Annotated in this window: 15 protein-coding genes; 10 read left to right on the top strand and 5 right to left on the bottom strand. The window is 50.4% G+C overall.

The genetic code is table 11. The annotated features are described in order from the left end of the window. Positions 1-81: 81 nt before the first annotated feature. From murJ to rimJ, 4 genes are all read right to left on the bottom strand, one after another. Positions 82-1,617 (bottom strand): murein biosynthesis integral membrane protein MurJ, encoded by a 1,536-nt coding sequence (gene murJ / locus EHN13_RS00465; RefSeq protein ID WP_124020708.1) that lies wholly within the window; start codon positions 1,615-1,617, stop codon positions 82-84. 223 nt (positions 1,618-1,840) lie between these two features. Next, entirely contained in the window at positions 1,841-2,764 is a 924-nt protein-coding gene (locus EHN13_RS00470) for a Gfo/Idh/MocA family protein (protein WP_048211223.1), read from the bottom strand. A 1-nt stretch (position 2,765) separates the two neighbouring features. Next, entirely contained in the window at positions 2,766-3,413 is a 648-nt protein-coding gene (locus EHN13_RS00475; protein ID WP_048211222.1) for a YceH family protein, read from the bottom strand. Positions 3,414-3,448: 35 nt separating this feature from the next. Beyond that, entirely contained in the window at positions 3,449-4,033 is a 585-nt protein-coding gene (gene rimJ, locus EHN13_RS00480) for a ribosomal protein S5-alanine N-acetyltransferase (RefSeq protein ID WP_005129064.1), read from the bottom strand. A 260-nt stretch (positions 4,034-4,293) separates the two neighbouring features. On the opposite strand from rimJ, the gene mdtH reads away from it, so the two are divergent. The 9 genes from mdtH (at position 4,294) to EHN13_RS00525 (ending at position 11,214) form a co-directional block, all read left to right on the top strand. Beyond that, positions 4,294-5,502, top strand: coding sequence for a multidrug efflux MFS transporter MdtH (gene mdtH, locus EHN13_RS00485; protein ID WP_048211221.1), 1,209 nt, complete (start codon positions 4,294-4,296; stop codon positions 5,500-5,502). 116 nt (positions 5,503-5,618) lie between these two features. Next, positions 5,619-6,179: a lipoprotein gene (locus EHN13_RS00490; protein ID WP_061068127.1), complete on the top strand. Its 561-nt coding sequence runs from the start codon at positions 5,619-5,621 to the stop codon at positions 6,177-6,179. Between the two features lie 105 nt (positions 6,180-6,284). Beyond that, positions 6,285-7,331 (top strand): dihydroorotase, encoded by a 1,047-nt coding sequence (pyrC, locus tag EHN13_RS00495; protein WP_124020709.1) that lies wholly within the window; start codon positions 6,285-6,287, stop codon positions 7,329-7,331. Positions 7,332-7,405: 74 nt separating this feature from the next. Then, entirely contained in the window at positions 7,406-7,651 is a 246-nt protein-coding gene (gene dinI / locus EHN13_RS00500) for a DNA damage-inducible protein I (RefSeq protein WP_048211218.1), read from the top strand. 339 nt (positions 7,652-7,990) lie between these two features. After that, positions 7,991-8,245 (top strand): biofilm formation regulator BssS, encoded by a 255-nt coding sequence (gene bssS / locus EHN13_RS00505; protein ID WP_003036154.1) that lies wholly within the window; start codon positions 7,991-7,993, stop codon positions 8,243-8,245. Between the two features lie 279 nt (positions 8,246-8,524). Then, positions 8,525-9,643, top strand: a complete 1,119-nt coding sequence (solA, locus tag EHN13_RS00510; protein ID WP_048211217.1) for an N-methyl-L-tryptophan oxidase — start codon at positions 8,525-8,527, stop codon at positions 9,641-9,643. A gap of 52 nt (positions 9,644-9,695) precedes the next feature. Then, complete coding sequence (locus EHN13_RS00515; RefSeq protein ID WP_071887361.1) at positions 9,696-9,809, top strand: YceO family protein; 114 nt, start codon at positions 9,696-9,698, stop codon at positions 9,807-9,809. A 261-nt stretch (positions 9,810-10,070) separates the two neighbouring features. Next, on the top strand, positions 10,071-10,637 hold the full coding sequence (locus EHN13_RS00520; protein WP_005129081.1) for a cytochrome b: 567 nt from the start codon (positions 10,071-10,073) through the stop codon (positions 10,635-10,637). A gap of 1 nt (position 10,638) precedes the next feature. After that, a complete protein-coding gene (locus EHN13_RS00525; RefSeq protein ID WP_061068131.1) occupies positions 10,639-11,214 on the top strand; it encodes a YceI family protein in 576 nt (191 codons plus the stop codon). Between the two features lie 47 nt (positions 11,215-11,261). Here the strand turns inward: EHN13_RS00525 and trhO are convergent, their stop codons facing one another. Continuing rightward, complete coding sequence (gene trhO / locus EHN13_RS00530; RefSeq protein WP_040230660.1) at positions 11,262-12,314, bottom strand: oxygen-dependent tRNA uridine(34) hydroxylase TrhO; 1,053 nt, start codon at positions 12,312-12,314, stop codon at positions 11,262-11,264. Positions 12,315-12,533: 219 nt separating this feature from the next. Between trhO and EHN13_RS00535 the strand changes: the two genes are divergently transcribed. Continuing rightward, positions 12,534-13,454, top strand: a complete 921-nt coding sequence (locus EHN13_RS00535; protein WP_005129093.1) for a Kdo(2)-lipid IV(A) acyltransferase — start codon at positions 12,534-12,536, stop codon at positions 13,452-13,454. Positions 13,455-13,489 lie beyond the last annotated feature (35 nt).

A 13,489-nucleotide genomic window follows, 5' to 3' on the forward strand; every position in this document is an offset into this window, starting at 1 on the left:
CTGATGGCCTTGTGCTTATCAGGCAACGCTATTCTGTTGGCCGGATGCGGCGTTGCGCCGCCATCCGGCATCGGATGTTCATTACGCCGTCCGGCGTACAAACTCTTTCACTTTAAAGCCCAGCACGACGAGCGCAGCAAAGTAAGCTGCAATACCTACCACCACGACGGCCATCAGACGCAACAAACGCCATAACATCGTACCTTGAGACCAGTCCGGCATCATGTAAAGCATCCCTACCAGCGCGGCCGACATCACCAGCACAGAAATAACCAGTCGCATCAGGAACCAGGCCCAACCCGGTTGGGGAGTAAAGATTTTCTGCTTACGCAACTGCCAGTACAGCAATGACGCGTTCAGACACGCTGCCAGACCAATCGACAGCGACAGCCCGGCATGCTTCAGCGGCCCGATAAACGCCAGGTTCATTACCTGGGTCATAATCAGCGTTACAATGGCAATCTTTACCGGCGTTTTAATATCCTGGCGCGAATAGAAACCTGGAGCCAACACTTTCACCACGATCAAGCCAATCAAACCAACCGAGTACGCCACCAGCGCACGCTGGGTCATGGCAGCATCAAAGGCGGTAAATTTACCGTACTGGAACAGAGAAACCGTCAGCGGTTTAGCCAGAATACCCAACGCTACGGCGCTCGGTAATGCCAGCAGAAAACACAAACGCAGGCCCCAGTCCATCAAACGGCAATACTCGTCATGATTACCGCTGGAAAAGCTTTTGGACAGCGATGGCAGCAGGATAGTCCCCAATGCTACGCCGAGTACGCCAGACGGAAACTCCATCAGGCGGTCGGCATAGTACATCCATGAAACCGAGCCGGAAGCCAGAAACGAGGCGAAAATCGTATTGATGATGAGAGAAATCTGGCTGACAGAGACCCCAAGGATCGCCGGGCCCATTTGCTTCACGACGCGCATCGCCCCGGCATCGTGGAAGTTCACGCGCGGCAGCACCAGCATGCCAATTTTCTTCAAATGTGGAAGCTGATAAACCAATTGCAGCACACCGCCCACGGTGACAGCCCACGCCAGCGCCAGCACCGGCGGATGGAAATAAGGCGCGGCAAACAACGCGAAGCCGATCATACTGATATTCAGAAACGTGGGCGCAAACGCCGGAATGGAAAAGCGGTTCCAGGTGTTCAGGATTGCCCCCACCAGCGAAGCCAATGAGATCAGCAGAATATAAGGAAAGGTAATTCGCAGCAGTTGGGTGGTCAGTGTGAACTTATCTGCAGTATCGGCAAACCCTGGCGCGGTGACCATTATCACCCACGGCGCAGCAAGCATCCCGGCCACCGTGACGACGGCCAGCGCCAGCGTCAACAGCCCGGAAACATAGGCGACAAACACGCGGGTGGCGTCTTCGCCCTGCTTACTTTTGTATTCGGCAAGAATCGGTACAAACGCCTGAGAGAACGCTCCCTCAGCAAAAATGCGGCGCAGCAGGTTAGGAAGTTTGAATGCCACAAAAAAGGCATCTGTCGCCATCCCTGCGCCAAAGATTCTGGCGACAATCGCATCACGCGCAAAACCCAGCACACGTGAGAACATCGTCATCGAGCTGACGGCTGCCAGCGATTTTAATAAATTCATCTATGTTGTATTCCAGACTCTGAGGCAGAACCCCGCATAATCAGCCCATTTACCGGATAAGACATAAGCGCCGATATCCGATAATTTCGCAGTGCCTGCTGGCAACGCCTTTGCGTCTTATCAAGCCAACAAACCAGTCAAGGGCTGAAAAGAGGTGTTATTTTTGAGTTGGCATATAGTACCTGGATTACATTGAATTACTACCGCCAGATGTTACAGGGGGTTATTCTGCCATCGCCTCCCGCCACAGCATTTCGACAACGCGCTGGGCCTGTAGCGCCTGTTCGCCTGCCGTCTGCGGAACCGTCTGATTTTGCACGCACTCAATAAAATGGCGTGCGCATCCGGCAAAACCACGCTGTTCTAGGGTGGTTTGCCAGCCTGCTACCGGCTTGTGCACTACGCCTTGCCCACGTTCCTCGCGCCATTCACGCATATCCGTAACGTCAATCAGGCCACCGTCCGTCACCGCCTGCACGCTCTCGCGTTGGCTACCAGCACGGCGGTGCATACTGGTGGTTATCTGTAGCTGATCGGCAGAAAAATGATGTTCAGCATAAAGCATTTCACCGATGTCATTTGTTAACAGCGTGCCACCATTAAGTTGAACCTTTCCTCCTGCCAGCCACAGCGCGGTGTCTATCACGTGCAGATAATCATCCAGCAGCGTAAAACGCAGATCGTGCGGCCCGACGCTGTTCGTACGGTGCTTGTCCATACGGACTGACGCCGCATTGCCCAACTGCACCTGTAGATCCTGATACAGCGGCGCAAAGCGACGATTAAATCCAACCATTAGCGTCAGTTTTTTCCGCGCCGCCAGCTCCACCAGTTGTTCAGCTTCGCGCAGATTTTCTGCCAGCGGCTTGTCCACACAAACATGAACGCCGGCATTCAGCAACTCACTCACTACGGCGTAGTGAGTGGCGGTACTGGAATGAACGAAAACGGCATCGCAGGTTGCCGCTAAATTCTGTACGGAATCAACGTATGGCATTCGCCAGGTCTCACAAATACGTTGCGCTTTTTCCCGCGAGGGAGACCATGCGCCCTGCAGCGTCCAGTCCGCAGATGCGCCCAACACTGGCAACCATGCCTTTTGCGCGATGCCCCCTAACCCGACCACGCCAATACGCAATTTTCCCACGTTAGTCTCCCAGGTGTGCCAATAACGAATCGAGCCGCTGTTTCAACTCTGCCACTTCGGTTTCCAGCGCTTCAACACGCGCCTGCAAATCTCCAGACGCCGCCTGCGGTTCATCTGCCGCAGCGAGTGACTCATCAACCTCGCCACAAAACAGGTGCATATAACGACTTTCTCGTTTCCCAGGTTCACGCGCCAGGCGGACCACATAAGGGCCATCTTCCCGGGTAGCCAGTTTCTCCAGCGTCGACTCCACTTCCGCCATATCGCTGAACTCATACATGCGGGATGCGCGGCTACGTAATTCACCCGGTGTTTGAGCGCCACGGAGTAACAGCGTGGTGATCAATGCCACTTCACCCGCGCTAAGCTTAAGATTGCCAAACTCTGAATTACAGAACCGCTGTTCGTATTTGGTCACGCGATTACCAAAGCCGCTAACCGTACGCAGAAAATGCCTTTTTACCAGGTTATCAAGCTGATCCTGCACGTCGGCTTCCGATAGATTCATCACCGGTTCACGGTTGGTTTTTTGATTACACGCGGTCACCACACCATTCACGGAAAGGGGATATTGTTCCGGTGTAGTAACCTGTTTTTCTAATAAGCAGCCAATCACACGGGCTTCGGTGGCGGTTAATTCGTATTTCATCGTCTTCTCCATTATTCAGGCCGTGCGCCTGAAACTTAGCGACCGGGGGTCCATTCTGATGTTGTCAACGCCGTCAGCACATGATCGCGCCACTGTCCATCAATCAGCAGATAGTCTTTTGCATACCCTTCTTTCTCAAAGCCGAGTCGCGCCAGCAAATCGCCGCTACGCTTATTGTGTGGCATGTAATTCGCCATAATGCGGTGAATATGTTGCGTCCGCTGCACATAACGAATAGCGGCGGTCAGGGCTTCGTACATCAGCCCCTGCCCTTGCCACTTCTGCGCAATGGAATAACCGAGATAACAGGCGTGGAAAGATCCACGCACCACGTTCGAGAAGTTCGCAACGCCGATAATTTCTTTTTCGTCAGGATCGAGCAACGCGAAATACCAGGCTGTGCCTTGTTTATGGAATTCAGAGATCATGCTCAGACGCGCCTGCCAGCCAGAGGGGTAGCAGTGGCTTTCATCGCGGATAGGTTCCCAGGGCTTTAAGAAATGACGATTCTCTGCGTAATAATCTGCCAGACGCCAGGCATCACGCTCATGCACCAAACGCACGACCAGGCGGTCCGTGGTTAAGCGCACTTTTGGCACGTTACTGCGATAGCCAAACATTCTATACCTACTCCTTCCCGTAACGTCTTCAATACGCAATTCGCATTACTATACCTGTGCAAATACACCGTGTGAAAAGAGCAAAATGCCATTTTTTGAATTATTCACACATTTTGATGAAAACTATCTATCAAGACTGACTTTTGATAAAAAAATATTGTCCCGCCAAGGGTGGGAAAAGCACAAACGACACCGCAGAATAGAAGGTGCTTATCTTTTAAACTCTCCACCGAGTGACGAGTTTTTTCCCTGGAGGGGAAATGTCGCAAGTCTCGCAGGCAAGGAACCTGGGTAAATATTTCCTGCTCATCGATAATATGCTGGTCGTGCTGGGTTTCTTTGTCGTTTTCCCACTGATCTCTATCCGTTTCGTCGACCAAATGGGCTGGGCCGCCGTGATGGTCGGTATCGCACTTGGATTGCGCCAATTTATCCAGCAAGGTCTGGGGATTTTTGGCGGCGCAATTGCTGACCGCTTTGGTGCCAAACCGATGATTGTGACCGGTATGCTGATGCGTGCCGCCGGGTTCGCCACGATGGGGATTGCACACGAACCCTGGCTATTGTGGTTCTCCTGTTTCCTCTCCGGTTTAGGTGGTACGTTATTCGACCCGCCCCGCTCGGCGCTGGTGGTCAAACTGATCCGCCCAGAAAAGCGCGGGCGTTTTTTTTCTATTCTGATGATGCAGGACAGTGCCGGTGCCGTGGTCGGCGCATTGCTCGGCAGTTGGCTGTTACAGTACGATTTCCGTCTGGTTTGCGCCGTAGGCGCGATTTTGTTCGTTCTGTGCGCCGCGTTTAACGCCTGGCTACTTCCGGCATGGAAGCTATCTACCGTGAAGATTCCCGTGCGCGAAGGCATGAGCCATGTGATGCATGACAAACGCTTTGTCACCTATGTCCTGACGCTGGCGGGGTATTACATGCTGGCGGTACAGGTTATGTTGATGCTGCCGATTATGGTTAATGATATCGCCGGTTCGCCGGCCGCCGTGAAGTGGATGTATGCCATCGAAGCGTGTCTCTCTTTAACGCTGCTCTACCCTATCGCCCGCTGGAGTGAAAAACGTTTTCGTCTTGAACATCGGCTGATGGCAGGCCTGCTGATCATGTCTCTTAGCATGATGCCCATCGGTCTGGTCGGGAATTTACAGCAGCTTTTCACCCTGATTTGCACCTTCTATATCGGTTCTATCATCGCCGAACCGGCGCGCGAGACGTTGAGCGCGTCGTTGGCAAATGCGCGCGCACGGGGCAGTTACATGGGCTTTAGCCGCCTCGGATTAGCCATCGGCGGTGCCATCGGTTATATCGGTGGCGGCTGGCTGTTTGACATGGGTAAAGCACTGTCACAGCCAGAACTCCCGTGGATGATGCTCGGCATTATCGGCTTTATCACCTTCCTCGCGCTGGGTTGGCAGTTTAGCCATAAACGCCCGTCACGCGGCATGCTGGAACCTGATGCCTGATAGCTGACCAGACGTCCCGGACTCAATTTCAGTTTTTTCTGCTGGTGCCCGGGCCGCTGGTGCTGGATGCTGCTTTGTGTCACGATTACGCCACAAGTATCATGTTGAGGAACCCCATGAAAAAGATTTTTTTTGCTGCTGCACTGATTGTCAGCGGCCTGTTGGTTGGTTGTAATCAACTCACACAATACACGGTTAGCGAGCAAGAGATTAATCAGGCACTGGCTAAGCATAACGACTTCTCGAAAGATATTGGTCTGCCTGGCGTTGCTGAAGCCCACATCGTACTGACCAATCTCGCCAGCCAGATTGGTCGCGAAGAACCGAATAAAGTGACTCTGACAGGCGACGCCAATCTGGATATGAATTCCCTTTTTGGTAGCCAGAAAGCGACCATGAAGTTGAAGTTAAAAGCATTGCCAGTCTTCAATAAAGAAAAAGGCGCGATTTATCTGCAAGAAATGGAAGTGGTCGATGCGACCGTCACACCAGAGAAAATGCAATCTGTACTGCAAACTCTGATGCCCTACTTAAATCAGTCGCTGCGGAATTACTTTAACCAGCAACCGGCCTACATTCTGCGTGAAGACAGCAGCAAAGGCGAAGCATTGGCGAAAAAACTGGCGAAAGGGATTGAGGTTAAACCGGGTGAAATCATTATCCCGTTCACCGATTAATAAACAACAGGGCGCTAATGCGCCCTTTTTTTTCGTGCAAACGAAAACGTTTCCGCTTATCCTTTGTTTCCGGCAAAAAAGACTATCCTCAGCCGGAGCATATTAATGACTGCACCATCCCAGGTTTTAAAGATCCGCCGCCCAGACGACTGGCACCTTCACCTTCGCGATGGCGACATGTTGAAAACTGTCGTGCCTTATACCAGTGAAACTTATGGTCGCGCGATCGTTATGCCAAACCTCGCTCCGCCGGTCACGACAGTTGATGCGGCCATTGCGTACCGTCAGCGCATTCTGGACGCTGTACCCGCCGGACATAGCTTTACTCCGTTAATGACCTGCTACTTAACGGACACGCTGGATCCTAATGAACTTGAGCGTGGATTCAATGAAGGCGTCTTCACCGCCGCGAAACTTTATCCCGCTAATGCAACAACCAACTCGACACAGGGTGTAACCTCGGTCGATGCCATTATGCCGGTACTGGAGCGCATGGAAAAATTGGGGATGCCACTGTTGGTGCACGGTGAAGTGACGCACGCTGATATCGACATTTTCGATCGCGAAGCACGTTTCATCGAAACGGTGATGGATCCCTTACGTCAGCGTTTAACCGCGCTAAAAGTGGTGTTTGAACATATCACGACCAAAGATGCCGCCGAATACGTGCGCGATGGCAACGAGCTTCTTGCAGCAACCATCACACCGCAGCATTTAATGTTTAACCGCAACCATATGCTGGTCGGTGGAATTCGTCCGCATCTGTACTGCCTGCCAATACTCAAACGTAACGTTCACCAGCAGGCGCTGCGTGAACTGGTTGCCAGCGGATTCAATCGCGCATTCCTGGGTACCGACTCCGCACCGCATGCGCGTCATCGTAAAGAGTCCAGTTGCGGCTGTGCGGGCTGCTTTAATGCGCCAACCGCGCTGGGCAGCTATGCCACTGTGTTCGAAGAGATGAACGCCCTGGACCATTTCGAAGCCTTCTGCTCACTCAATGGCCCACAGTTCTATGGTTTGCCGGTGAATGAGACCTTTATTGAGCTGGAACGCGTGGAGCACCTGGTCCCGGAGAACATTGCGTTGGAAAACGATACGTTGGTGCCTTTCCTTGGCGGTGAAACGGTACGCTGGTCAGTAAAACGCTAAAAAAGTGTAGCCTCCTGTTGTCAACTGGCGCAGTTAACTGTATAAATAACCAGTATAAACAACAGGGGGCTATTATGCGTATTGAAGTCACTATTGCCAAAACTTCACCTTTACCAGCCGGTGCTATCGACGCGCTGGCAGATGAACTCTCCCGCCGTATTCATCATCATTTTCCGGATAACGAAGGTAACGTTACCGTTCGTTATGCCGGTACCAACAACTTGTCGGTTATTGGCGCAACAAAAGAGGACAAAGAACGCATCAGCGAAATCCTACAGGAAACCTGGGAAAGCGCGGATGACTGGTTCATCAACGAATAAAAAATGATATGCAGTGATGTTTGTTTGCCGGGTCGCCCCGGCTTTTTTATGCGTGCATCCTTTAAATCAATCTTGCATTCACCACGCTAGCAGATAATTTATATTAAACACATTGATTATCTTTTAATCAAAACACCAAAATAATTGCACAACATGCTAAAAAAAAATGAATGACATGTTGTTTTATTAATCATATAACACTGAAAACAAAAAATTTATGCGCCGCCCTCTTTAAATTTTCAATGAATACCCTTATTTATTGATATACTGAAGTTGCTTCAGAAAAAAACGCATTGAACCTCGAAAACCGTTGTCTAGTAACACGAATTAGGGGGCATGATGGAAAAGAATAATGAAGTCATTCAGACTCATCCGCTTGTAGGATGGGACATCAGCACTGTTGATAGCTACGATGCGCTGATGCTGCGTTTGCACTACCAGACCCCGAATCGTCCGGACCCGGATGGGACTGAGGTCGGTCAAACGCTCTGGTTAACCACTGATGTTGCCAGGCAATTTATTTCGATATTAGAAGCCGGAATCGCTAAAATTGAATCTGGCGATTACCAGGTAAATGAGTATCAGCGACATTAAACCTGATACATCACACCATCAAAAGGCACCTTCATGGTGCCTTTCTTATTTGCAGGTTGAATATTCCGGGTCAGTTATTTACTCTGCTATACCTGTCATACTTCAAGTTGCATATGCGTTGGCTTTATTACTCGGCCCATCCCTGGGATTCGCTGCGTCGCCGCGTGATTCGGCCTTACGGCCTCACCCCTTCGGGGGCGCTGTTCAAAACGGCCCGGGCGTTTGGTCCTGCAACTCGAATTATTTAAGGTATACTATCGCGATTGCAGAGAGAAGCGGATGAAATACGACTTAATCATTATTGGCAGCGGTTCCGTGGGCGCCGCAGCCGGATACTACGCCACTCGCGCCGGTCTCAACGTTCTGATGATCGATGCGCATATGCCACCGCATCAACAGGGCAGCCACCACGGCGATACACGATTAATTCGTCATGCGTATGGCGAAGGTGAAAAATACGTTCCGCTGGTGCTACGTGCGCAAACATTGTGGGATGAACTTTCCGCACAAAATGAAGAGCCTGTTTTTGTTCGCTCTGGCGTTATCAACCTGGGTCCTGCAGATTCGACCTTTTTAGCGACCGTGGCGCAAAGTGCCAAACAGTGGCAACTCAATGTCGAACAGCTGGATGCAGCAGCCATCATGACTCGCTGGCCAGAAATTCGCGTGCCTGAAAACTATATCGGGCTGTTTGAAGCCGAATCCGGTTTTTTGCGCAGTGAGCTAGCCATTAAAACCTGGATTCGCCTGGCTGAAGAGGCAGGTTGTGCGCAGTTGTTTAAATGCCCCGTCACGGCAATTCATCACCACGATGATGGCGTAACGGTTGCAACAGCCGATGGTGACTACCACGCGAAAAAAGTTGTCGTCAGCGCCGGCACCTGGGTCAAGGCATTATTGCCTGAACTGCCGATACAGCCGGTGCGTAAGGTATTCGCATGGTATCAGGCTGACGGGCGCTACAGTGTCAAAAACAAATTCCCGGCATTTACCGGCGAACTGCCTAATGGCGATCAATACTACGGTTTTCCGGCTGAAAATGACGAGTTAAAAATTGGCAGGCATAACGGCGGACAGGTCATTCATTCACCTGAAGAACGTAAACCGTTTGCCGCTGTCGCCAGCGATGGTTCGGAAGCCTTCCCATTCCTGCGCGCTATTTTGCCTGGCATCGGCTGTTGTCTGCATGGTGCATCCTGTACTTACGATAACTCGCCAGATGAAGACTTCATTATCGATACGCTGCCAGACCATGACAACACGCTGGTGATTACCGGACTCAGCGGACACGGTTTTAAGTTTGCTTCCGTACTGGGCGAAATTGCGGCTGAGTTTGCCCAGGGTAAACCGTCAGCCTTTGACCTGACGCCATTCAGGCTGTCCCGTTTTAAGCGATAATTGATCAATGGCCTCGTTGGTGAGGCCATTTTAAATGACAGGAATAACATTGATGCGCCGCATCTTTAACTATCTGGTTAATAATATTCGCGAGCATTTCATGCTCTACATTATTTTATGGTCGCTGCTGGCGATTATGGACGTCATATATATTATGTTCTTCTAATCTATATGCGCTGACATTAATTGACAAAAACTGATAATTTCTTAATTTCATTGCAATAAACTGAATAACATAATTTTCATCCTTCCTTGTTTTCAAGCCCTTCTCAATGGCCACTCACACTAACGATTTGATGATTGCGCCTTTAATCAATCAATTTTATTGAAATAAAAACAAATATCATCACCATTGTTATTTATTAGTTGCATTAATGTCTTTTACGCGCCATTTTCATTCACTTCTGAAATATCTAACGGTGTATTTATGCAATTCAATAATAGTCCACAGCGCTATGGCGTGGTGTCTGCCGCATTACACTGGCTGGTCGCTATTGCCGTCTATGGCATGTTTGCTCTGGGTTTATGGATGGTAACACTCAGTTATTACGATGGTTGGTATCACCAGGCGCCTGAACTGCATAAAAGTATCGGTGTGTTGCTGATGATGGGACTGGTTGTCCGCATTGTCTGGCGGGTTGTTTCCCCTCCCCCTGCCGCACTGAAAAGCTATTCCCGTTTAACCCGTATTGCGGCGGCATTGGGCCACCTCACGCTGTATACCCTGCTTTTTTCTATTGGCATCAGCGGCTATCTGATCTCTACCGCAGACGGTAAAGCAATAAGCGTATTTGGTTGGTTCGATGTTCCCGCCACGTTTGCCAACGCAGGCGTGCAAGCTGACATCGCCGGTAGCGTGCACCTGTGGCTCGCGTGGGCCGTGGTGGTTTTATCACTTCTGCATGGGTTAATGGCCCTGAAACATCACTTTATCGATAACGACGATACCCTTAATCGCATGTTGGGAAAATCGTCATCTGACTATGGAGCTTAAAATGAAAAAAAACCTGCTGGGACTCACACTCGCCTCTTTATTATTCACGACCGGCTCTGCTATCGCAGCGGATTACAAAATTGACAAAGAGGGACAGCATGCCTTTGTTAATTTCCGCATTCAGCATCTGGGATACAGCTGGCTGTACGGCACATTTAAAGACTTCGACGGCACATTTACCTTTGACGAGAAAAATCCGGCTGCCGATAAAGTCAATGTCACCATCAACACCAACAGCGTTGATACCAATCATGCCGAACGTGACAAACACCTGCGTAGTGCAGAATTCCTCAATGTGAGCAAGTTCCCGCAGGCCACCTTTACGTCCACCAGCGTGAAGAAAGAGGGCAACGATTTAGATATCACCGGTAACCTGACCCTGAACGGCGTCACCAAACCGGTAACACTGGATGCAAAGTTGATGGGTCAAGGGGGCGATCCATGGGGTGGCACACGCGCCGGTTTTGAAGCTCAAGGGAAAATAAAGCTGAAGGATTTCAACATTACCACCGATCTCGGTCCCGCTTCGCAGGAAGTCGAATTAATTATCTCGGTGGAAGGCGTACAGCAGAAATAACATCCTATTGATGCCGGATGAGGCTTTTGCCGCCATCCGGCATCGTGTTATTGCGCAGGATCGGGAATACCGAGCTTAGTATTTAAACGACCACGCGATTTATTAAAGATCTTATTGCCATTCTCACGCCCCGCGCGACGGCGGCGCTGCTCTTCTTCCGGCAGTTCGCTCTCTTCACAACACAGTTCACTACAGCAGCCTTTATACTTTTGCGCACAGGCTGGACACTGTATAAACAGCAGATGGCAGCCATCGTTTTTGCAATTGGTATGGCTGTCACATGCGGTACCGCACTGATGACAATGCGAAATCACATCGTCAGAGATCCTCTCTCCCATGCGTTCATCGAAAACAAAATTTTTGCCGATAAAACGCACAGGCAGCCCCTGCTCACGCGCTTTGCGGGCATACTCAATAATGCCGCCCTCAATGTGCCAGACTTTGCTAAACCCGTTATGTTTCATCCAGGCACTGGCTTTCTCACAACGAATCCCCCCGGTACAATACATAACGATTTTTTTATCCTTATGCTCCTGCATCATTTCTACCGCTTTCGGCAGCTGATCGCGGAAGGTGTCTGCCGGGATCTCCAGCGCGTTTTCGAAGTGACCCACTTCATATTCATAGTGGTTGCGCATATCAATAAACACCGCATCCGGATCGTCCAGCATGGCATTCACTTCAGCTGCCTTCAGATAATCACCCACGTTGCTGGCGTCAAAATCAGGATCATCAATGCCATCCGCAACAATTCGCTCACGGACCTTCATGCGCAGAACCCAGAAAGATTTGCCGTCATCATCTAATGCAATATTGAGACGCAACCCGGATAATGCAGGATCAAATGCGTATAACTGTTGGCGAAACGCATCAACGTTACTTTGCGGTACACTGATTTGTGCGTTAATGCCTTCCCGTGCAAGATATACGCGGCCAAACACATTCAGTGTAGTGAACAGTTGATACAGTGCATCACGCGTTTGCTGAGGATCAGCGATGGTGAAATATTTATAGAATGAAATCGTCGTGCGCGGCTCAGATTCCGCCAGCATTTTAGCTTTGAGCGCGTCATTCGAAATGCGGTTGTGTAACACTGGCATGGTGTACGTATCCTGCAATCAGTAAAAATGAAAATCGGCCGGCATGATAAAGCAAACTTCGCCAATTTACATCCACACATTTTACGCTACATTTCATACTTCACGATAAAAACGCAACAACAATTGATGGTTTAATCACCACTCTCCCGTCGTAAATTTTAGATACGCGCAAAAAAATGCGACAATACAGGGAATTGGTCGTTAGAAGACAGGATAGACATGACGAATTTACCCAAGTTTTCGGCTGCGCTACTGCATCCGCGTTATTGGTTAACCTGGCTGGGTATTGGCATCCTTTGGTTAATCGTACAGTTACCCTACCCAGTGCTCTATAAATTGGGATGCGCATTAGGCCGTCTGGCATTACGCTTGATGAAACGTCGGGCAAAGATTGTTTCCCGCAATCTGGAACTGTGCTTCCCGCAAATGAGCGAGCAGGAACGCCAGCAGATGATGGTAAAAAACTTTGAGTCTGTCGGTATGGGCGTAATGGAAACCGGCATGGCCTGGTTTTGGTCCGACAGGCGAATATCACGCTGGACTGAAGTTATCGGAATGGAGCATATCCGGGACGTTCAGGCACAAAAGCGTGGGATCCTGTTAGTTGGTCTGCACTTTTTGACCCTCGAGTTGGGTGCACGCCAGTTTGGCTTACAAGAGCCGGGAATTGGTGTGTATCGTCCTAACGACAATCCTCTGCTCGACTGGCTACAAACCTGGGGGCGTATGCGCTCCAATAAATCAATGCTCGATCGTAAAGACCTGAAAGGGATGATTAAAGCGTTGAAGAAAGGTGAAGTGGTCTGGTACGCGCCGGATCACGACTATGGCCCTCGCGCCAGTGTATTTGTGCCTTTGTTCGCCGTTGAACAGGCTGCGACGACGTCCGGAACCTGGATGCTGTCCCGAATGTCGAATGCCTGCCTGGTGCCATTTGTTCCCCGTCGCAAACCTGACGGCAAGGGGTATCAATTGATCATGCTGCCACCGGAGTGTTCACCACCGCTGGACAATGCTGAAACAACGGCGGCCTGGATGAATAAAATCGTTGAAAAATGCATTATGATGGCCCCCGAGCAATACATGTGGTTACATCGCCGCTTCAAGACACGCCCTGAAGGTTCCCCGTCTCTGTACTGAGTCTTTGTTGCAGTCCTGTGGCTGCAACACCTTCT

Origin of the sequence: Citrobacter youngae, from assembly GCF_003818115.1 — a bacterium.
In the GTDB taxonomy this organism is placed as follows: Bacteria; Pseudomonadota; Gammaproteobacteria; order Enterobacterales; family Enterobacteriaceae; genus Citrobacter; species Citrobacter youngae.

Bases quoted from the DNA above. Each gene is read 5' to 3' on its own strand.
- murJ (WP_124020708.1), bottom strand. From the start codon at position 1,617: ATGAATTTATTAAAATCGCTGGCAGCCGTCAGCTCGATGACGATGTTC.
- EHN13_RS00475 (WP_048211222.1), bottom strand. From the start codon at position 3,413: ATGAAATACGAATTAACCGCCACCGAAGCCCGTGTGATTGGCTGCTTA.
- rimJ (WP_005129064.1), bottom strand. From the start codon at position 4,033: ATGTTTGGCTATCGCAGTAACGTGCCAAAAGTGCGCTTAACCACGGAC.
- mdtH (WP_048211221.1), top strand. From the start codon at position 4,294: ATGTCGCAAGTCTCGCAGGCAAGGAACCTGGGTAAATATTTCCTGCTC.
- EHN13_RS00490 (WP_061068127.1), top strand. From the start codon at position 5,619: ATGAAAAAGATTTTTTTTGCTGCTGCACTGATTGTCAGCGGCCTGTTG.
- pyrC (WP_124020709.1), top strand. From the start codon at position 6,285: ATGACTGCACCATCCCAGGTTTTAAAGATCCGCCGCCCAGACGACTGG.
- dinI (WP_048211218.1), top strand. From the start codon at position 7,406: ATGCGTATTGAAGTCACTATTGCCAAAACTTCACCTTTACCAGCCGGT.
- bssS (WP_003036154.1), top strand. From the start codon at position 7,991: ATGGAAAAGAATAATGAAGTCATTCAGACTCATCCGCTTGTAGGATGG.
- solA (WP_048211217.1), top strand. From the start codon at position 8,525: ATGAAATACGACTTAATCATTATTGGCAGCGGTTCCGTGGGCGCCGCA.
- EHN13_RS00515 (WP_071887361.1), top strand. From the start codon at position 9,696: ATGCGCCGCATCTTTAACTATCTGGTTAATAATATTCGCGAGCATTTC.
- EHN13_RS00520 (WP_005129081.1), top strand. From the start codon at position 10,071: ATGCAATTCAATAATAGTCCACAGCGCTATGGCGTGGTGTCTGCCGCA.
- EHN13_RS00525 (WP_061068131.1), top strand. From the start codon at position 10,639: ATGAAAAAAAACCTGCTGGGACTCACACTCGCCTCTTTATTATTCACG.
- trhO (WP_040230660.1), bottom strand. From the start codon at position 12,314: ATGCCAGTGTTACACAACCGCATTTCGAATGACGCGCTCAAAGCTAAA.
- EHN13_RS00535 (WP_005129093.1), top strand. From the start codon at position 12,534: ATGACGAATTTACCCAAGTTTTCGGCTGCGCTACTGCATCCGCGTTAT.